20 protein-coding genes are annotated in these 17,620 nt (G+C 64.5%); 11 read left to right on the forward strand and 9 right to left on the reverse strand.

The window, feature by feature from the left end:
* Positions 1-106: 106 nt before the first annotated feature.
* From QUH67_RS20475 to QUH67_RS20500, 6 genes are all read right to left on the reverse strand, one after another.
* On the reverse strand, positions 107-799 hold the full coding sequence (locus QUH67_RS20475; RefSeq protein WP_300940723.1) for a helix-turn-helix domain-containing protein: 693 nt from the start codon (positions 797-799) through the stop codon (positions 107-109).
* Between the two features lie 83 nt (positions 800-882).
* The gene (locus tag QUH67_RS20480) at positions 883-1,314 is read right to left on the reverse strand and encodes a nuclear transport factor 2 family protein (protein WP_300940725.1); all 432 of its coding nucleotides are present in this window, start codon (positions 1,312-1,314) and stop codon (positions 883-885) included.
* 87 nt (positions 1,315-1,401) lie between these two features.
* On the reverse strand, positions 1,402-2,760 hold the full coding sequence (locus tag QUH67_RS20485; RefSeq protein ID WP_300940726.1) for an NAD(P)H-dependent oxidoreductase: 1,359 nt from the start codon (positions 2,758-2,760) through the stop codon (positions 1,402-1,404).
* 259 nt (positions 2,761-3,019) lie between these two features.
* A complete protein-coding gene (locus tag QUH67_RS20490) occupies positions 3,020-3,382 on the reverse strand; it encodes an ArsR/SmtB family transcription factor (RefSeq protein ID WP_300940728.1) in 363 nt (120 codons plus the stop codon).
* A complete protein-coding gene (locus QUH67_RS20495) occupies positions 3,382-4,044 on the reverse strand; it encodes an SRPBCC family protein (protein WP_300940730.1) in 663 nt (220 codons plus the stop codon). Before QUH67_RS20495 ends, QUH67_RS20490 begins: the two co-directional genes overlap by 1 nt.
* Before the next feature lie 73 nt (positions 4,045-4,117).
* Positions 4,118-4,546 carry a GFA family protein gene (locus QUH67_RS20500; protein ID WP_300940731.1) on the reverse strand — a complete coding sequence of 143 codons (429 nt, stop codon included), beginning with the start codon at positions 4,544-4,546 and terminating at the stop codon, positions 4,118-4,120.
* A 303-nt stretch (positions 4,547-4,849) separates the two neighbouring features.
* On the opposite strand from QUH67_RS20500, the gene QUH67_RS20505 reads away from it, so the two are divergent.
* Positions 4,850-5,323 (forward strand): VOC family protein, encoded by a 474-nt coding sequence (locus QUH67_RS20505; RefSeq protein ID WP_300940733.1) that lies wholly within the window; start codon positions 4,850-4,852, stop codon positions 5,321-5,323.
* Positions 5,324-5,336: 13 nt separating this feature from the next.
* Here the strand turns inward: QUH67_RS20505 and QUH67_RS20510 are convergent, their stop codons facing one another.
* Positions 5,337-6,599 carry a serine hydrolase domain-containing protein gene (locus tag QUH67_RS20510; RefSeq protein WP_300940735.1) on the reverse strand — a complete coding sequence of 421 codons (1,263 nt, stop codon included), beginning with the start codon at positions 6,597-6,599 and terminating at the stop codon, positions 5,337-5,339.
* 169 nt (positions 6,600-6,768) lie between these two features.
* On the opposite strand from QUH67_RS20510, the gene QUH67_RS20515 reads away from it, so the two are divergent.
* Together QUH67_RS20515 and QUH67_RS20520 are read left to right on the forward strand one after the other, a co-directional pair.
* On the forward strand, positions 6,769-7,233 hold the full coding sequence (locus QUH67_RS20515) for an Rrf2 family transcriptional regulator (protein ID WP_300948113.1): 465 nt from the start codon (positions 6,769-6,771) through the stop codon (positions 7,231-7,233).
* Positions 7,223-7,924 (forward strand): class I SAM-dependent methyltransferase, encoded by a 702-nt coding sequence (locus QUH67_RS20520; RefSeq protein WP_300940736.1) that lies wholly within the window; start codon positions 7,223-7,225, stop codon positions 7,922-7,924. Before QUH67_RS20515 ends, QUH67_RS20520 begins: the two co-directional genes overlap by 11 nt.
* 19 nt (positions 7,925-7,943) lie before the next feature.
* Here the strand turns inward: QUH67_RS20520 and guaA are convergent, their stop codons facing one another.
* Positions 7,944-9,539: a glutamine-hydrolyzing GMP synthase gene (gene guaA, locus QUH67_RS20525; protein ID WP_300940737.1), complete on the reverse strand. Its 1,596-nt coding sequence runs from the start codon at positions 9,537-9,539 to the stop codon at positions 7,944-7,946.
* A gap of 148 nt (positions 9,540-9,687) precedes the next feature.
* On the opposite strand from guaA, the gene QUH67_RS20530 reads away from it, so the two are divergent.
* Positions 9,688-10,062, forward strand: coding sequence for a nuclear transport factor 2 family protein (locus QUH67_RS20530; protein ID WP_300940738.1), 375 nt, complete (start codon positions 9,688-9,690; stop codon positions 10,060-10,062).
* Positions 10,063-10,169: 107 nt separating this feature from the next.
* A complete protein-coding gene (locus QUH67_RS20535) occupies positions 10,170-10,502 on the forward strand; it encodes a DHCW motif cupin fold protein (RefSeq protein WP_300940739.1) in 333 nt (110 codons plus the stop codon).
* A gap of 88 nt (positions 10,503-10,590) precedes the next feature.
* Here QUH67_RS20535 and QUH67_RS20540 read toward each other — a convergent pair whose 3' ends face one another.
* Positions 10,591-11,286: a GntR family transcriptional regulator gene (locus tag QUH67_RS20540; RefSeq protein ID WP_300940741.1), complete on the reverse strand. Its 696-nt coding sequence runs from the start codon at positions 11,284-11,286 to the stop codon at positions 10,591-10,593.
* Between the two features lie 112 nt (positions 11,287-11,398).
* On the opposite strand from QUH67_RS20540, the gene QUH67_RS20545 reads away from it, so the two are divergent.
* From QUH67_RS20545 to QUH67_RS20570, 6 genes are read left to right on the forward strand one after another with little or no spacing between them, the layout of a single operon-like run.
* A complete protein-coding gene (locus QUH67_RS20545) occupies positions 11,399-12,367 on the forward strand; it encodes a Bug family tripartite tricarboxylate transporter substrate binding protein (protein WP_300940743.1) in 969 nt (322 codons plus the stop codon).
* 51 nt (positions 12,368-12,418) lie between these two features.
* Positions 12,419-13,558: a mandelate racemase/muconate lactonizing enzyme family protein gene (locus QUH67_RS20550; protein WP_300940744.1), complete on the forward strand. Its 1,140-nt coding sequence runs from the start codon at positions 12,419-12,421 to the stop codon at positions 13,556-13,558.
* Between the two features lie 14 nt (positions 13,559-13,572).
* Positions 13,573-14,478 carry a fumarylacetoacetate hydrolase family protein gene (locus QUH67_RS20555; protein WP_300940746.1) on the forward strand — a complete coding sequence of 302 codons (906 nt, stop codon included), beginning with the start codon at positions 13,573-13,575 and terminating at the stop codon, positions 14,476-14,478.
* On the forward strand, positions 14,471-15,433 hold the full coding sequence (locus QUH67_RS20560; protein WP_300940748.1) for an NAD(P)-dependent oxidoreductase: 963 nt from the start codon (positions 14,471-14,473) through the stop codon (positions 15,431-15,433). Before QUH67_RS20555 ends, QUH67_RS20560 begins: the two co-directional genes overlap by 8 nt.
* A gap of 10 nt (positions 15,434-15,443) precedes the next feature.
* Positions 15,444-16,583, forward strand: coding sequence for a mandelate racemase/muconate lactonizing enzyme family protein (locus QUH67_RS20565; protein WP_300940750.1), 1,140 nt, complete (start codon positions 15,444-15,446; stop codon positions 16,581-16,583).
* Positions 16,576-17,610, forward strand: coding sequence for a Bug family tripartite tricarboxylate transporter substrate binding protein (locus QUH67_RS20570; RefSeq protein WP_300940752.1), 1,035 nt, complete (start codon positions 16,576-16,578; stop codon positions 17,608-17,610). Before QUH67_RS20565 ends, QUH67_RS20570 begins: the two co-directional genes overlap by 8 nt.
* The last annotated feature ends 10 nt before the right edge of the window (positions 17,611-17,620 follow it).

Consider the following 17,620-nt stretch of genomic DNA (forward strand, 5'->3'; position numbering starts at 1 on the left):
GGGGTCATCCTGAGTGGAGGTCGGAAGTGCCGCGATGCTGAACCCGCGCGCTGAACAAATCAACGCCCCGGATGGGGTTGCCCGACGTCATTGCCCGCAAAAGCTGTCATTCGCTCTCGGGAGCATCCAGCCCCGCGATCGCCACGCTGGGCGACAGCCCGAACATGCTGCTGAACACCCGCGACAGGTGCGCGGTATCGGCAAACCCGGCATCCATCGCGGCCGTCCGCACCAGTTCGCGCTCGGCCATTTTCGTCGCGGCATGCTGCAGCGCCGACCACAGCTTGAACCGGCGGAATGTCAGCCCCGTCGCCGCCTTGAAGCACCGGAGCGCCCGCGTGCGTTCCATGCCGAGGCGTCGCATCAGCTCGTCCTGCGACACGCGGCGCATGGGATCGGCCTGCATCGCCCGTATGATCTCCGCAACTTTCGGCGGCAGCGGATCGCTCGCAAAGGCGAGCCTTTCGCGCAATTCCTGGAGTGCGCAGGGATCGCCGCCGATCGAGCGGCGCGCCAGCGCTTCCAGACCGCCCTTGAACACGACGGCCAGTGGCGCCTCGAACGGAAACGCCAGTCCGTTGAGATAGACGACATCGGCGCCTCGGCCGAGCCAAACGTGGTGTACGATGTCAGGCCGGACCAGCAGGACGTCACCCGTGACACGCACGCCGGCATGCTCGACCGCGATCGGGCCCGCCCGCCCCGCCAGCACCGCCGTGACGACATTCGGATGCGCCGCGAGGCGCGAGACCCCGATCGGCAATATCGTGCTGGTAAAGGGCGTTTCCGCGACCGGCATGGCTCCTCACTATCGGCAACTTTATCGCCCGGCGCAAATCCTCAAGCGGCACGATATGGCCGGTGTCGAATGGCAGACGTTTCCTAGCGCTTTATCCCGGCGCGGGCGAACGCGGCCTGCGTTTCTCCGCCGTTCATGTAGACGTCCTTGCGCACCACCTCGCCGCGGGGATTGACGGTGACGACGTCGAGCATCTCGACCCTGGCCCTGAACGGCGCGCCGCCCGGCTCCTTGAGCGCAAGGAGCATGGTCCACTCGAACACCCAGTGATCGTCGCCGTAGAGCCGGCGGCCCATCTCGAATGAGAAATCGAACTTTTCAAAGGTATCGATGCAGCGCTGCCGCAGGGCCTCCCGGCCGTGGACGGCGGCGGACCCGTCATGGACGTGGAAGACCGTGTCGTCCGAATGGAGCGAGGCGATCAGGTCCGGGTTCCTGGTCTCCCAGCCGACATGATAGCGTTCGAAGACATCGCGAAGCGGCGTTGTGTGTTTTGCAAGCGCTGTGGCCGTCATTGGTTTCCTCCCCTTGGTTGAGAAGGAAACTAGCGCGTGCGGCCGTTTTCACGTTGAACAAACGTGCGGCCGCGGTCATTGAGTCCGTCAGGCGCGCTTGCCTTCCGCCCCCGCATAAAGCGCCTCCTGCTCCCGGCGAACGCGAACGGCCGGCAGCGTGTCGTCGATCGCCACGTCGGCCCAGGTGATGCAGGCATCCTTCGCGACCGGCCGGGTCAATCGCACGTTATGCGCCAGGCCCAGCGGCAGATATCCCTGTGACAGCGAGGTGCGGGCGGGCGTCAGCTTACCGAACACCGTATAGCCGCCTTCACCGTCGAGCATATCGCCCGGCTTCAAATCCTTCTTGGCGGTCGCCGCGACGTCGGCATTGAAGCAGGTCGCGACGCCGGTCGGTTCGCCGCGCAGCGCGATGGCGGCGACGGAAATGCCGAGCTCCAGGCCGATCAGATGCCACTTCTTGTAGGAACTCATGTAGCGGCCGGACGGATCGGTCACGACATTGTATTCCTCAAAACAGTTCCGGATGTACTCGCTGTCGCCTTCGAAGCAGACCCATACGCCTTTCCTGATATCGTTGGCAATCGGTTTGCCGTCGGCCGTGAGGCAGGACACCACCTCGACCTGCCCCTTGGCTTCGAGGATGCCGCCTTCCGCGCGCGGGCGCATCAGGGTTGGAATGTCGTCCACCGATCCCGGCGGAAATGCGAGGCCCTGCGACGGCGCTTCCAGGCCGGTCGCGTTGGCTATCGCAGCCGACTCGATCGCCGGTTTTGAGCCATCGAGAAACGCATTGAACATCTTTGGATTCATGCCGCCGCGGGCCGCCTGCTCGGCCGTCAGGCCCCAGTGATCCCACACCGTTTCCGGCGTCGATTCCCGGTACTTCGGCAACCATTTGTGGCCGCGGCCGGCCGCGACCACCGGAAAGCCGCAGGCCCGCGCCCAATCGACGAGATCGCAGGCGAGCGCCGGCTGATCGCCATAGGCCAGGCTGTAGATCACGCCGGCCTGTTTCGCCTTGTGCGCCAGGATCGGGCCGCAGAACGCGTCGGCCTCGACCGTCACGTTGATGATCGGCTTGCCCGTCGAAAATGCCGCCAGACAGTGTTCGACGGCGGCCACCGGATTGCCGGTGCACTCGGCGATCACGTCGATGCCGTGGAATTTGACGAGCGTCTCCCAGTCGTCGCCGAGGTACGTCGTGCCGTGCTGCAGCGCATCGTCGAGCGACGCCGCGCCATAGCGCGCCTCGGCCCATCCGACGCGCTTCAGGTTCTCGATCGCACGCGCCGGCGACAGATCGGCGATGCCGACGATGTGCACGCCGGGCGTCCGCAGCGCCTGATGCAGATACATCGCGCCAAACTTGCCGGCGCCGATCAGTCCAACCCGGACGGGGCGCCGCTCCGCCTCGCGCGCGAGCAGTTTTGCATAGAGGTTCAAACGATCTCTCCCGGTCCGCGCTGGTGCGTCCGCGCCCATTCGCCCACAAGCAGGCGGTCGCTCTGTCGACCAACCATAAAAGGGAGTAACTGGAATGAGAAGGGTGACGGCCCTGACCGTGGCTCCGGCGCCCGATCAGCCGTCGCGCCTATCTGAAACACCTCGTCGCCGGCGATGTCGATCGATGGACCAGGGTGATTTCGGACGCCAAGATCAGCATCGCGGATTGACATCGTTCCGCTCGCTCGGGCGAAGCGGTTCAGGCGCGTTTGCCGGCTCTCCCGCTTACCGGCGCGTTGCGGCGCGCGCGTTTGCCGCGCGCGATCTCCGTCGCCAGCGCATCCAGCTTCGGCTCCCAAAAACCTCTGAACTGGCCGATCCAGGCGTCCACTGCCTGAAGGCCGGCGGCATCCACCGAATAGAGCCGCCGCTGCGCATCCGCGCGAACCTTTGCAAACCCGCTCTCGCGTAGCACCTTCAGATGCTGCGACACGGCGGCCTGCGTGATCCCGAATTCCCTGCCGATCGCCTCCACCACGGCGCCGGATGCCATCTCGCCCGGACCGAGCAATTCCAGGATGCGGCGGCGCACCGGATCGGAAAGGACTTCGAAGACGTGCATCAGCTTCCTGTGCCGGGGTGGGCCATATCGGGCGGCAACTCGCCGCGATAGAACGCGATCGTACGGTCCGAGCGTTCCCGGGCCGAGGCCGCGTCGACGCCGCTCGCGACATGCGCCGCGCGCCAGAATTCGCCGCTCTCGCTCATGAACGCCTTGCCGTCGGGAGAAACCATCCATGCCTCGGCGGTCGCGTGATCGACCGCCGCGCCGGTCGCAAGATAGCGCTCGAGGCCCGCAATGGCGAGATCCCACCCGATGCCGACCGCGCCGGGGCCGAACTGATTCCAGTGGTCCTCAATGATCGCGGTGTGCTCCAAGGTCAACCGCGCCTGGTTGCGTTCCGCCGCGAGCGCGACGTCGATCCAGCTCACCGCGCCGCCGAATTCCCAGGTGGCGGCGAAATGCGTCGGCGGCGCGCAGGCCGTGATGGTTCCGCCCGCATTGCCCTTGATCTGGTATTTTCCGCCGAGCGCGAGATCGCCCTCGACCGGCAGAAACCAGCGCGCGATGCGCTCCCTGTCGGTCAGCGCGTCCCAGAGATCGTCGACGCTGGTGTCGTACAGCCGTGTCAGCGTCACGGCGCTGGCCGGCTTGCCGTCCTTGTCGAAGTTGCGCACCGCGCGCGAGACCAGCCCCAACACCCTGGCGACTTCGATTTCCATCCTGATCTCCCTGTTTTCCGGGCAGGATGAATATCGTCTACCACTTATATAAGTCAATACTATTTATAAGGGATCATCCGTCGGTGGGGATGAAGCGCAGCGTGCCCGCCCGGCGCGTCGGCCGGCCGGTGTCGCTGGTGTGATTGACGCCATCGATGACGGGCACCTCGGAAAAATCGAACGGGCTCACGCCATCGAGGCAAGCCACGTTCACGGCATATGAATTCTGGTTCGATCGCCGCTGATGATGGGTGTAGATTCCGCAACGGGAACAGAAGAAGTGCTGCGCGGCGCCGGTATTGAAGCGGTAGCTCGTGAGCACATCCTCGCCCTGAAGTATCTTGATCCCACCCATCTCCGCCATGACCACGACCGCGCCGCGCATGCGGCAGTACGAACAGGTGCAGCGGAGGGCCGAATTGAAGCCGTCGCTGAGCGTCGCCTCAAACCGCACCGCGCCGCAATGGCACTGACCAGCCCGAACGTTGGTGTCGTCCGCCATATTTCCTGTGTCCCTTGCTCAAAAGCCCAGATCGCGAAGCAATCTATATCGGTCAAGGTTTCGCAGCTACAGCGCGTTCGCAGCCCGCATGGGCGAATGCGATAGGCGGGAACAGGCACGATTCCTCTTCCACCGCACCGGGTCGACCAATCAGCGGAACCCAGGCAATCCTTCGATCTTTCCACCTTCCGGGGACCTGCAAAAAAACATAGCGACGATGTCGGGACACCGGGTTTTCGAACGTCCTTGGGCCGAGAACCGACCGTCACCGCCGCCCCGTGCGGCAGATCAAGGAAAGACCCGATGAACAAGAACACGATCTGCCTTTGGTACAACCACGACGCCGAAGAAGCCGCGCAGTTCTACGCCAAGACCTTTCCGAACAGCAGCGTCGACGCCATTCATAAAGCGCCCTCCGACTTTCCCGGCGGCAAGGCCGGCCAGGTGCTGACGGTGCAGTTCACCGTGTGCGGCGTGCCCTGCATCGGCCTCAACGGCGGCGACATGTTCAAGCAAAGCGAGGCGTTCTCGTTTCAGATCGCGACCGAGGACCAGGCGGAAACCGACCGTTACTGGAACGCGATCGTCGGCAGTGGCGGCACGGAGAGCGCCTGCGGCTGGTGCAAGGACAAGTGGGGCGTGTCGTGGCAGATCACGCCGCGCGTGCTGACCGACGCGATGGCCAAGGGCGGCGACGTCGCCAAGCGCGCCTTCGCGGCGATGATGCCGATGGGCAAGATCGACGTCGCGAAAATCGAGGCCGCGGTGCGGGGCTAGAGGCGAAGCGGCATCAGCCGCCCGCCATCAGATCCTTGGCCAGCGCCATGTAGGCCGGCAGCGTCACGGGATCGTTGGCGGCGTTGCCGGCCGACGGGTGCGAGGCATAGCGGGCGATCACCATCTCGGCCTTCGGGTCAATATAGATGCCCTGCCCGTACACGCCGCGCGCCATGTAGGCGCCGTGCGCATTGTGCGTCACCCACCATTGATGGCGGTAGGACGCGCCGGGCAGCGTGGTATAGCCGGCCGGCTTGAATTTTGCGGGATCGCCGCCGCGGGCGACCTCCTCGACGAACTGCGAGGGCACGATCTGGCGGCCGTTGAAGCGGCCGTGATTGCGGATCGTCTCGCCGAAGCGGGCGAGATCGCGCAGCGTGGTCGAAAGCCCGCCGCCGCCGCTTTCGGTACCGATGCGGTCGACGTGATAATGCGCGTCCTCTTCCGCCCCCATCGGACTCCAGATGCGCTCGGAGAGCAGGTCGGACAGCGTCATGCCGCTTGCGCGGCGGCAGATCCAGGCCAGCACGTCGGAATTGACGGTCTTGTAGGCGAAGGCCTTGCCGTGCTCGCCCTGCTTCTTCTGCGCGCACAGGAAATCGAAGATGTTGGTGGCGCCCTCATAACCCGGCTCGATCGGCGCCATGCCGTTGGCGCGCCGCAGCCCCCACACATCGGAATTCTTGTCGGTATAAATTTCCGTGTATTCGAGGCCCGTCGTCATATCCATCGCCTCATGCACGCGCGCGTCGCCGAAGGCGCTCGCCTTCAACTCGGGGACGTATTCGATGATCGGCGCCTGCGGATCGATCCTGCCGTCCGCCACCAGAATGCCGGCGAGCGTGCCGGTGAACGATTTCGTTACCGACATGGAGATGTGCGGCTTGTGCGGCTTCAGCGCGCCGAAATAGCGCTCGTAGATCAGCTTGCCCCGGTGCAGCACGGCGATGCCGTCGGCATAGGTTTCTTCGAGCATTCTCGAAAACGTCATCGGCCGGCCGTCCGTGGTGACGGAGGCCGACGCGCCGATATCATGCTCCTCGCGCGGCAGCACCGATGCCGGCCCCGCCCCGCGCCAGACGTTTACCGTCGGCACCAGCTGGCGGACATTGCTCCAGGCCCAGCGCAGCTCGGGGAAGCTGCGGAACGAGCCGTTCTGGAAGGTGATGAGTTTGTCGGGCGGCGGCGGGAAGCCCTGCATCCAGCCCAGCGCCAGCGGGTCGGTTTCGGCGGCGGTCGGGGTGGCGGCGTTGCTGGCTGCGGTCGCGACGGACATCAAGGGCTTACTCCGGTGAACGATGCGATCTCCTAACATGGTGATGCGTCGTGCGCAGCCGGCGTTTGAGCAGAGGTGATCGGCGCGGCGAGCGCGCTTGACGCGTGGCCGTGGCATTCAGTTAGACATGAGCTTGACCCACCGCCAATCATGTAATATCAATAGTTACATGAAAAGAGACAGCCGATTGTCAGGCGTGTTGCACGTCCTGCTTCACATGGCGGAACAGAAAGCGCCGGTGACGTCGGAGGCGCTGGCGAAAGCCATGGATACCAATGCGGTGGTCATACGGCGGATCATGTCGGGGCTGCGGGATCACGGCTATGTGCGATCGGAAAAGGGCCATGGCGGGGGCTGGACCCTCGCCCGCGACCTCGCGACGATATCGCTGAAGGACGTCTACGAAGCCCTTGGCCAACCTTCGCTGTTCGCGGTCGGAAACCGAACGGAAGCACCCGGTTGCCTCGTCGAGCAGGCCGTGAACGCCGCGCTTGACCAGGCGTTCGACGAAGCGGAGGCGTTGCTGCTGTCCCGCCTCGGCAACGTGACTCTCGCGATGTTGAGCGCCGACTTCAAGAAGCGTCTGGGTGACCGGCGCAACCGCCACCGCCTGGAGATCGCGCATGCAACTTGATTCAGCTACCCCGCCATTCGTGGCGGCCTTCTCCGATCCCGAGGCGGTGGCGCGATATGCGGATGGACCGCCGCGCTTCGTACCCGGCTTTACCGACCTCCACCGCATGACCCGCATCCTGCTCGCCGAGCGGGCTGCGCCTGACGCGCAAGTGCTGGTGCTCGGCGCCGGCGGCGGGCTGGAGTTGAAGGCCCTCGCGGAGGCCGAACCTGGCTGGCGTTTCGTCGGCGTCGACCCTGCCGCGGCGATGCTGCAGCAGGCCGAGCGGAGGCTCGGGCCGCTCAACGCCCGCGTTCGGTTGCAGCAGGGCTATATCGATGACGCCCCGGACGGCCCGTTCGATGCCGCGACCTGCCTGCTGACACTGCATTTCCTCGCCATTGACGAGCGTCGGCGAACCGCCGCGGAAATCCACCGCCGCCTCAAGCCCGGCGCCCCCTTCGTGGCCGCCCATTTGAGTTTTCCGCAAGCCGACGCCGGGCGCACGCGATGGCTATCGCGCTATGCCGCCTTTGGGATCGCCTCCGGCGCCGACCCGGACCTCACCGAGAAAGCCCGCTCCGCCGTCGGGACCCACCTCAGCCTGCTCGATCCAGAACAGGACGCGGAAGTCCTGCGCGAGGCCGGCTTCAGGGATGTGGAGACGTTCTACGCGGCTTTTACCTGGCGCGGATGGGTTGGCTATGCCTGAGCGCTGGTGAGGGTATCGTCTACTCCCACTCAATCGTCCCCGGCGGCTTGCTCGTCACGTCATATACCACCCGGTTCACGCCCTTCACTTCGTTGATGATCCGCGTCGCCGTCTCGCCCAAGAACTTCATCTCGAACGGATAGAAGTCCGCCGTCATGCCGTCGGTGGAGGTGACGGCACGGAGGCCCACGACATATTCATACGTCCGGCCGTCGCCCATCACGCCCACCGTCTTCACCGGCAGCAGCACGGCAAAGGCCTGCCAGATCTGGTCGTAGAGGCCGTGCTTCCGGATCTGGTCGATATAGACGGCATCGGCGTTGCGGAGGATGTCGAGCTTTTCCTTTGTGATCTCGGCGGGGCAGCGGATGGCGAGGCCGGGGCCCGGGAACGGGTGGCGTCCGACGAAGATTTCGGGGAGGCCGAGTTCGCGACCCAGCACGCGGACTTCGTCCTTGAACAGTTCGCGCAGCGGCTCGACCAGCTTCATGTTCATGCGTTCGGGGAGACCGCCGACATTGTGGTGCGACTTGATCGTCACCGAGGGGCCGCCGGTGAAGGAGACGCTCTCGATCACATCAGGATAGAGCGTGCCTTGCGCAAGGAAGTCCGCGCCACCGAGCTTTTTCGCTTCCGCATCGAACACGTCGATGAACAGGCGGCCGATGGTCTTGCGCTTCTTTTCGGGGTCGGTGACGCCGTCGAGTTCGCCGAGGAATGTTTTTGAGGCATCCACATGCACCAGCGGGATGTTGTAGTGATGCCGGAACAGGTCGACGACGGTCTTCGCCTCGTCGAGCCGCAGCATGCCGTGATCGACGAACACACACGTCAGCTGGTCGCCGATCGCTTCATGGATCAGCACGGCGGCCACGGCGGAATCGACGCCGCCGGAGAGGCCGCAGATCACCTTGCCCTTGCCGACCTGGGCGCGGATCTTTTCGATCGCCTCCTCGCGGAAGGCGCGCATGGTCCAGTCGCCGGTCAGCCCGGCGACCTTGCGGACGAAATTGCGGATCAGCCTGGCGCCGTCGGGCGTATGCACCACTTCGGGGTGGAACATCAGGCCGTAATATTTGCGCTTCTCGTCCTGGATCACGGCGAACGGCGCGTTCGGCGAGACGCCGGCCACCGTGAAGCCTGGCGGCATTTTGGTAATGCGGTCGCCGTGGCTCATCCACACCGGATGCTTCTCGCCCATCGACCACGTCGATTCGAAAAGATTGCTGGCGGCCTTGACCTCGACATCGGCGCGGCCGAATTCTCGGTGGTGGCCGCCCTCGACCTCGCCGCCGAGCTGGGCGGCCATGGTCATCTGGCCGTAGCAGATGCCGAGCACGGGCACGCCGGAATCGAAGATCAGTTGCGGGGCGCGGGGCGAGCCTTCCTCGTGCACCGACTCCGGGCCGCCAGAGAGGATCACCGCTTTCGGCTTCATTTCCTTGAAGGCGGCTTCGGCCTTCTGGAACGGGACGATCTCGGAATAGACGCCCTCCTCGCGCACCCGGCGGGCGATCAGTTGCGTCACCTGACTGCCGAAATCGACGATCAGAATCTTGTCATGCGCCGAGGCCACTGACGGCGTCGACTCGCTGGCTTTCTGTGCTGCTGTCATGGAGAGGAATTACGCGACGGGGGGCAGCCTCGCAACCGCGGCAAACGGCCGACCCACATTCTTTATGGGGCATGGACAGATGCTATTAGGTAAGTATTATTGACCTAATTTGGCCCGCGCCACCCATCGACAGCGAAGGGAGAAAACCATGCACACCCCGCATCACGCGGCAGCGGACATCGCCGCGCTCGGCCGGGAATGGATCGCAGCCTGGAATTCGCACGAACTCGAACGGGTGCTCGCGCTCTACACCGACGACGCGGAAATGACCTCGGACAAGATCCAGGCGCTCGGCTTCGAAGCCGACGGCACCCTGCGCGGCAAGGACAGGCTGCGGGCATATTGGGGCAAGGCACTGGCGATGCTGCCCAACCTGCGGTTCGATTTGATCGACACCTATGTCAGCCCGGACAGCGTGGTCGTGTTCTACCAGAATGAACGCGGCGCGCAGATCTGCGAATATCTTCGGCTCGATGCCGAGGGAAAGATCAGGCAAGGTTCGGCCAACCATCTCGCGCATTGAAGAACAGCAGGTGGGCTAAGCGAGCCCACCATTCACGATAAAAGATGTTGATGGTGGCGGGCACGCTACGCTTTGCCGACCCTACGCATCCATTGCAGGACACTCCCATGAAAATCCCCACCCTGCCCTTCACCGTTACCGACTGGCGCAAGGTCCCCGCGACGAAACATGCCGGAGAAACCGGCGAGGCGCTGTGGCACACGCTCGACATCGGCGATCTGCGCGTCCGAATGGTGGAGTATTCGCCAGGCTATCTCGCCGATCACTGGTGCGATCGCGGACACGTGCTCTATGTGCTGGAAGGCGAGCTTGAGACCGAACTGCGCGACGGGCGCAAGTTCACGCTGAAGGCGGGCATGAGCTACCAGGTGTCGGATTTCGGCGACGCAGCGCATCGGTCGTCGACGAAGACGGGCGCGAAGCTGTTCATTGTGGATTAAGCAGTTGTAGGGTGGGCTGAGCGAAGCGAGCCCACCATCTTTCGGCTTGCTCGACGATGGATGGTGGGCACGCTTCGCTCTGCTGACCCTACAGAATCGCGGGCCGCCGCAATTGCCCGGTCGCATCCCCGAGCCCGCCGAGATAATGCGCGGCCTCCGTAATGTCGGCGACGATCTCGGCCTCGGCGCGCGCCGCATCGCCGGCCAGAATCGCCTTCAGCGCGGCGGTGTGGTGATCCCAGCCCTTCAGCAGCACGACATATTCGGGGATCACGAAGGACAGCACCGGGCCGCAGCGCAGCCACATGTTCTCGATGGTGTCGACCAGCAGCGGGATGCCGGACATCGCGTAGATGCCGAAATGGAATTTGCGGTGATGTTCGAGATAGCTTTCGAGCTTTCGCGCCTGGATCAGCGACTGCATTTTTGACAGGCGCTCCTCGAGCTGGCGAAACGTTGCGGCGTCATGCTTCTGCAGCGCGGCCTCGCGCGCCGCGCGGCCTTCGAGCGCGCAGCGCACCACTGTCAGGTCGGCGAGTTCCTTGCGCGACAGGTTCGGCACGATCGCCGAATTGCGCGGGCCTTGCTGCAGCACGCCCTGCGCCACCAGGCGCGTGACGGCGTCGCGCACCGGCGTGATCGAGGTGCCGAATTGTTCGGCGAGAAAACGCAGCGTCAGCACGGTGCCGGGCTCGAACCGGCCCGCGAGCAGCGCATCGCGCAACTGCGCATGGGCCAGATCCCACAGCGGTTCGCGTTCGATTCGCTTCAGTGACGTCGTCATCAAACGCTCGCTATCCCAGCGCGCGGCAAGGCGCAAATTCCCGGTCCCAAGGTGATCCCTTGACCACCCATGTTGTTTGTTATAACAAACAACAAAACGGGAGGAAACAACAATGCTCAAACAGGGCTCGATTATTCTGGCGTGCGCGCTGGCGGTACTGGCTACGCCCAGCCAGGCCCAGACCTATCCTTCACGCGACATCACATTCATCGTGCCCTGGAATGCCGGCGGTTCGAACGACGTCGCAGCGCGCGCGCTCGATCCGATCCTGCGCGAGCACGGCATCAAAATCGTGATCGAGAACGTGGTCGGCGCCACCGGCACCATCGGCATGCGCCGCGTCGCGGGTTCGGCGCCGGACGGCTACACCATCGGCATGGGCACCAGTTCGACGCTGGCACTGATCGCGCAGGGCAAGACGCCGCTGACCAATGCGCAATTCACCCACATCGCCCGCGTCTCGACCGATCCGTTGATGCTGCTGGTGCCGGCCAAGGCCGAGCCAAAATCGCTCGAAGACTTCATCAAGCTGATGAAGGACAATCCCGACAAGGTGACGATCGGCACGCCCGGCAATTACAACCTCAACCACATCTTCGCGTCGATGACGGCGCGCGCCGCCGGCACCAACTATGTCAACGTACCCTATACCGGCGGATCGAAGGTGGTCGCCGACCTGCTCGGCGGGCATGTCGCATCCGGCGTGCTAAAGCCGTCGGAAACGCTGGGGCAGATCCAGGAAGGCCTGCTGAAGCCGATCGGCATTTTTGCCAACGAGCGGCTGGAGATGTTTCCGGACGTCCCGACCTTCAAGGACAAGGGGTACGACGTTTTCCCCTACGGCCCCGTGGTGCAGATGGCCTATGTGGTCGCGCCCGCCGGCCTCCCCGCCGACGTCAGGACCAAGCTGATCACGGCGTTCCGCGCGGCGATCCAGGATCCCCGCTTCAAGGAATTCTCCAAGAAGAACGCGTTTTTGGTCGACGATCTCACGGGAGATGCGCTGACCAAGGAAGTCGACAGCGTTGCCGGTGCGCTCGGCACGGTCGCCGCGCAGGTCTTCAAGGACCAGAAAGAATAGCCGGCGACATCGCCGCCGTTTCCTCCCCGCATCAAGACAAAGGCCATTCGCTTGCCCATCAAGAAAATCACCTGTCACGTCGTCGCGGCCCCGGTCGCTCGGCCCTTCACCTCCTCGCGCGGCTGGCTGTACAAAACCCGCGGCACCTGTCTCGTCGAGATCGAGACCGACGACGGCATCACGGGCTGGGGCGAATGCTACGGCCCCTCCGCCGTCGCCAAGGCTTTCATCGACACCCAGTTGGCGCCGCGCGTCATTGGCCGCGATCCGTTCGACGTCGAGGTGATCTGGGAAGATCTCTATAACCGGATCAAGGATTACGGCCCGAAGGGCATGTCGATCGCCGCCATCAGCGGCATCGACATCGCGCTGTGGGACATCGTCGGAAAATCCTGCAACAAGCCGGTTCACAAGCTGATCGGCGGTGCGTTCCGCACCTCCGTCAATGCCTACGCGACCGGGCTCTATTTCACCGACATGGACCGGCTGGTCGACGAAGCCGTCGAGGAAGCTTCCGGCTACGTCGAGAAGGGTTTCAAGGCGATCAAGATGAAGATCGGGCTCGGCTCGATCAAGCGCGACTTCGATCGCGTCAAGGCGGTGCGAGAGGCCATTGGTCCCGATATCAAGCTGATGGTCGACGCCAACCACTGCTTCTCGGTCCCCGCCGCGATCCGGCTCGGCCGCAGGCTGGAAGAACTCGATATCGAGTGGTTCGAGGAGCCGATTTCGCCGGAGGATATCGACGGCTATGTCGAGGTGTCGCGGGCGCTCGACATGGCGGTGGCCGGCGGCGAAAACGAATTCACCCGCTGGGGTTTTCGCGACGCCATCGTGCGCAAGGCGATGGACATCGTGCAGCCCGACGTCTGCGCGGCGGGCGGCATCACCGAATGCAAGAAGATCGCAGCCCTCGCCTCGACCCATGGCGTGGAATGCGTGCCGCATGCCTGGGGCTCCGCAGTCGGCCTCGCCGCCACCATCCATTTCCTGGCCTCCATACCGGACCAGCCGCCGAGCCTGTTTCCAATGCCGCCGATGCTGGAATTCGAGCAGGAGGAAAACCCGTTCCGCGACCATCTGGCCGTTACGCCGATCAACCAGGTCAAGGGCGTCATTGCGGTGCCGACCGGCGCCGGCCTCGGCATCGAGGTCGATCGCCGCGTGATAGACCGCTATCGCGTCGCCTGAACCGGTAGCTGATCATGAAATTCGTCAGCTTCCGGACCGAGGATTTTGTACGCGCCGGCGTACTGCTCGGGAATGGCGACGGGGCGGATGACCGCGTTGTCGACCTCGCGCATCCCTCGATGCGGGGGGCGCTGCGGGACACCCAGCCGCAGATGCTGGCCCTGATCGATGCCGGCCTCGACGAGGTCGTCGCGCAGATCGGCGCGCACGGACTGACGCAAGAAGCCACGCTTCCGCTTGTCACCGTCACGCTGACAGCGCCGCTGCCAAAGCCGCGGCGCATTTTCGGCATCGCTCACAATTACCGCGATGCGCTCGCCGAGCGCGGCATGGCACCGCCGGACAAGCCGGTGCTGTTCATGAAGGCACAGCATACGATCCTGGGCTGCGGACAGCCGATCGTGCTGCCGAAAGGTATCGGCGGGGTCACCTATGAGGCTGAACTGGCCGCCGTAATCGGCACCCGCGTCGAGAAGGTCAGCAAGGAGCGAGCGCTCGATCACGTCGTGGCCTATGGCTGTTTCAACGACATCAGCGCCAGCGAGATCATCAAGGCCGACGGCCACTTCAACCGCGGCAAGAATTTCGCGACGTTCGGGCCGTTCGGGCCATTTCTCGCCTCGCGCGACGAGGTGAAGGACCCGCACGCGCTCACGGTAACGCTGAAGGTCGACGGCCGCATGCTGCAATCCGGCTCGACGCGGAACATGCTGTTCGACGTCGCCGATCTCGTCGCCTATCTCTCCTCCCTGCAGGTGCTCGAACCCGGCGACATCATCGCCACCGGCACACCGGCCGGCGTGGCTGGACTACACAAGCCGCCGGCGTGGCTCCAGCCGGGCTCGACCGTCGAGGTCGAGGTCGAGGGTCTCGGCCGCCTGCACAATCCGATCATCGAAGGACCCGCGCCAGATGCCTGACAAGCCGATCGTTCTGTTGACCAATGCGATGCATCCCGACGGCGAAGCGATCCTCGCGCCGCACGTCAGGATGATCGTGCCGCCGGACGCGAAGGCCGAGACCCTGCGCGAATGGGCCAGGGAGGCCGACGGCATCATCGTGCGCGCCAAACTGCCCGACGATATCGTGGACCATGCGCCGCGCCTGAAGGGCATGGTACGGCACGGCGTCGGCCTCGACTTTATCCCGGTTGCCGCCGCCACTGCGCGCGGCATCGCGGTCGCCAACCTGCCGGGCAGCAACACCAACGCGGTCGCCGAATACGTCATGTCGGCGCTGATGCATCTTCGCCGACCGCTCTACCAGCTGGACGGCAATCTGCGCAGCAAGGGCTGGAATGCGGCGCGCCCGGCAGCAGACGGTTTTACCGAACTCAGCACGACCACGCTCGGCATCCTCGGCGTGGGCACCATCGGCCGCCGCATCGCCGATATCGCGCGCGACGGCTTTGGGATGAAGGTGCTCGGCACCTCCCGCCGCAAGGGCGCGCTGCCATCAGGCGTGGAGGAAGTCTCGCTCGAGGATTTGTTCGCCCGCAGCGACGCGATCGCGGTGTGCTGCGCGCTGACCGACGAAACCCGCGGCATGGTCAGCCGCGCGCTGATCTCACGGATGCGGTCGCACGCCGTGCTGGTCAACGTCTCGCGCGGCGCCGTGATCGAGACGCGAGCCCTCGTCGATGCGCTGAGGGCACAGAAGATCGGTGGCGCTGCGCTCGACGTGTTCGACGTGCAGCCCCTGCCCGCGAATGACGCTCTGTTCGATTGTCCGAACCTCTTGCTGACGCCGCATACCGCCGGGATCACCGCCACCAGCGGCCGCGCGATGGCGGTGGGCTCGGCCGAGGAAATGCTTCGCATCCTGCGCGGCGAGCAGCCGCTCAATCTCGTCAATCCCGCCTACAAGGCGGCGTGAGGTCCCCACCATGCGCATTACATCGATCAAGGCCGTCCCGATTTCCTACCGCGTGCCGGAAGGCCAGAACGTCCGGCTCGGCATCGGCCGCGCCGTCAAGCGCGATGCGGTGCTGGTGAAAGTCTCTACCGATGAGGGGCTGACCGGATGGGGCGAGGCCCATCACGGCCGCTGCCCCGGCGCGATTGCAAAACTGATCGACACCACGATCTCGGAACTCGTCGTCGGCATGGATGCGATCGATGTCGTCGGCGTCTGGCAGCGGGTCTACCAGATGCAGTTGGCGAGCCACGGCATGGGCTATGCCGCCGCGATGGCCTTGAGTGGCCTCGATCTGGCGCTGTGGGATATCCGCGCCAAGGCCGTCGGCTGGCCGCTCTACAAATTGCTCGGCGGCGCCTCGAAATCGATCAAGGCGTATGCGGGCGGCATCTCGCTCGGTTACCAGCCTCCGGCATCGCTCGCGCAGGAAGCGCTCGGCTACGTCTCGCAAGGCTATCGCGCCGTCAAGCTGCGCGTCGGCGACAACCCGCGCGACGACGTCGCCCGTGCCACTGCCGTCCGCGAGGCGGTCGGCGATGACATCGAGATCCTGGTGGACGCCAACACCGGTTACACCGTCGACGACGTGCGCCGCGTGATGCCGGCCTACCAGGAACTGCAGATCGGATGGCTGGAAGAGCCGTTTCCGGCGCAGGACTATCGCTCCTACCAGACGGCCGCCTCGCTCGGCACCACGCCGCTGGCCGCCGGCGAAAATCATTTCACCCGGTTCGAATTCACCCGCCTGATCGAGGACGGCGCGGTGAGTTTTGTGCAGCCGGACCTGTCCAAGACCGGCGGCGTCACCGAAGCGATGCGGATCGCCGGCATGGCCTATGCGTGGAAGCTCTCCTACAACCCGCACACCTCGGCGACCGGCATCAATATGGCCGCGACCATCAACACACTCGCCGCCGTCGATCTCCCCGGCTATTTCGAAGGAGATGTCGCCAAACACAACCCGTTCCGCGATGAGGTCGGCGGCCTTCCCTACAAGCTCGACAAGGACGGCTGCGTGAAGCCGTCGGAAACGCCGGGCCTCGGCGTCGAGATCAATGAGGACTTCATCAACGCCCATCCACTGATCGAGGGACCCTGCTATGTCTGACACGCCGCAGGCTGAAGGTTTATCGAGCGCACGCTCTTTCGTTCACTTCGCCTGCCGCGCGCTCCTCGCTCTCCTCGTCTGCGGCACTGCGGCATCGGCGCAGACTGCCGCGCCGCCGGCTGATCCGGACAATTACCCGAGCCGGACCATCCGCTACGTCGTGCCCTACCCGCCCGGCGGCTTCAACGACACGCTGGCGCGGATCGTTTCGCAAAAGCTCAGCGAGGCCTGGAACGTTCCCGTCGTGGTCGAAAACCGGCCGGGCGGCGGCACGCTGATCGGCTCTGAGGCCGTCGCCAAGGCCGCGCCCGACGGCTACACCCTGCTCGGCGTAGCATTCCCGTTCGGCGCCAACCCCAGCATCTACAAGAACCTACCCTACGACACGGTGAAGGATTTCACGCCGCTGATTCTTGCCGGGCAGACGCAAAATCTTCTGGTGATCAAGCCGTCGCTGCCGATAAATTCTGTGAAGGAGTTGATCGACTACGCCAAAAAGAATCCCGGCAAGGTCAGTTACGGCTCCACCGGCATCGGCTCTTCCAACCATCTGTCGATGGAACTGTTCAAGAGCATGGCCGGGATCGACCTCGTGCATGTGCCCTATAAAGGCAGCGCGCCGATGGTCAACGACATGCTCGGCGGGCACATCGATATCGCTTTCGACAACACGCCAAATGTGCTGCCGCAAGTCAACGGCGAAAAGTTGCGCGCGCTCGGCGTGAGCAGCAAGGCGCGCTCACAGCTCGCGGCAAACGTGCCGACGGTGTCGGAGGCCGGCGTTCCCGGCTACGAGGTCACGGTGTGGTTCGGCATCGTCGGGCCCGCAGGGATGCGGCCGGAAGTCGTGCAGAAGCTGAATACCGAGTTGAATGCGATCTTCAAGATGGAGGATGTGAAGAAGCGATTTGTCGACCAGGGCGTCGACCCCGTCGGCGGCACGCCGGCGCGATTCGGCGAGCATATCCGCGCAGAGATCGGAAAATGGGCGAAGGTGGTGAAGGACGCGAATATCCAGCCGGAGTGATTGAGCGGTA

The sequence above is a fragment of the Bradyrhizobium roseum genome (assembly GCF_030413175.1).
Taxonomy (GTDB): Bacteria; Pseudomonadota; Alphaproteobacteria; order Rhizobiales; family Xanthobacteraceae; genus Bradyrhizobium; species Bradyrhizobium roseum.

Coding starts and splice junctions, on each gene's coding strand:
- QUH67_RS20475 (WP_300940723.1), bottom strand. CDS start 799: ATGCCGGTCGCGGAAACGCCCTTTACCAGCACGATATTGCCGATCGGG.
- QUH67_RS20480 (WP_300940725.1), bottom strand. CDS start 1,314: ATGACGGCCACAGCGCTTGCAAAACACACAACGCCGCTTCGCGATGTC.
- QUH67_RS20490 (WP_300940728.1), bottom strand. CDS start 3,382: ATGCACGTCTTCGAAGTCCTTTCCGATCCGGTGCGCCGCCGCATCCTG.
- QUH67_RS20495 (WP_300940730.1), bottom strand. CDS start 4,044: ATGGAAATCGAAGTCGCCAGGGTGTTGGGGCTGGTCTCGCGCGCGGTG.
- QUH67_RS20500 (WP_300940731.1), bottom strand. CDS start 4,546: ATGGCGGACGACACCAACGTTCGGGCTGGTCAGTGCCATTGCGGCGCG.
- QUH67_RS20505 (WP_300940733.1), top strand. CDS start 4,850: ATGAACAAGAACACGATCTGCCTTTGGTACAACCACGACGCCGAAGAA.
- QUH67_RS20510 (WP_300940735.1), bottom strand. CDS start 6,599: ATGTCCGTCGCGACCGCAGCCAGCAACGCCGCCACCCCGACCGCCGCC.
- QUH67_RS20515 (WP_300948113.1), top strand. CDS start 6,769: ATGAAAAGAGACAGCCGATTGTCAGGCGTGTTGCACGTCCTGCTTCAC.
- QUH67_RS20520 (WP_300940736.1), top strand. CDS start 7,223: ATGCAACTTGATTCAGCTACCCCGCCATTCGTGGCGGCCTTCTCCGAT.
- guaA (WP_300940737.1), bottom strand. CDS start 9,539: ATGACAGCAGCACAGAAAGCCAGCGAGTCGACGCCGTCAGTGGCCTCG.
- QUH67_RS20530 (WP_300940738.1), top strand. CDS start 9,688: ATGCACACCCCGCATCACGCGGCAGCGGACATCGCCGCGCTCGGCCGG.
- QUH67_RS20535 (WP_300940739.1), top strand. CDS start 10,170: ATGAAAATCCCCACCCTGCCCTTCACCGTTACCGACTGGCGCAAGGTC.
- QUH67_RS20540 (WP_300940741.1), bottom strand. CDS start 11,286: ATGACGACGTCACTGAAGCGAATCGAACGCGAACCGCTGTGGGATCTG.
- QUH67_RS20545 (WP_300940743.1), top strand. CDS start 11,399: ATGCTCAAACAGGGCTCGATTATTCTGGCGTGCGCGCTGGCGGTACTG.
- QUH67_RS20555 (WP_300940746.1), top strand. CDS start 13,573: ATGAAATTCGTCAGCTTCCGGACCGAGGATTTTGTACGCGCCGGCGTA.
- QUH67_RS20560 (WP_300940748.1), top strand. CDS start 14,471: ATGCCTGACAAGCCGATCGTTCTGTTGACCAATGCGATGCATCCCGAC.
- QUH67_RS20565 (WP_300940750.1), top strand. CDS start 15,444: ATGCGCATTACATCGATCAAGGCCGTCCCGATTTCCTACCGCGTGCCG.
- QUH67_RS20570 (WP_300940752.1), top strand. CDS start 16,576: ATGTCTGACACGCCGCAGGCTGAAGGTTTATCGAGCGCACGCTCTTTC.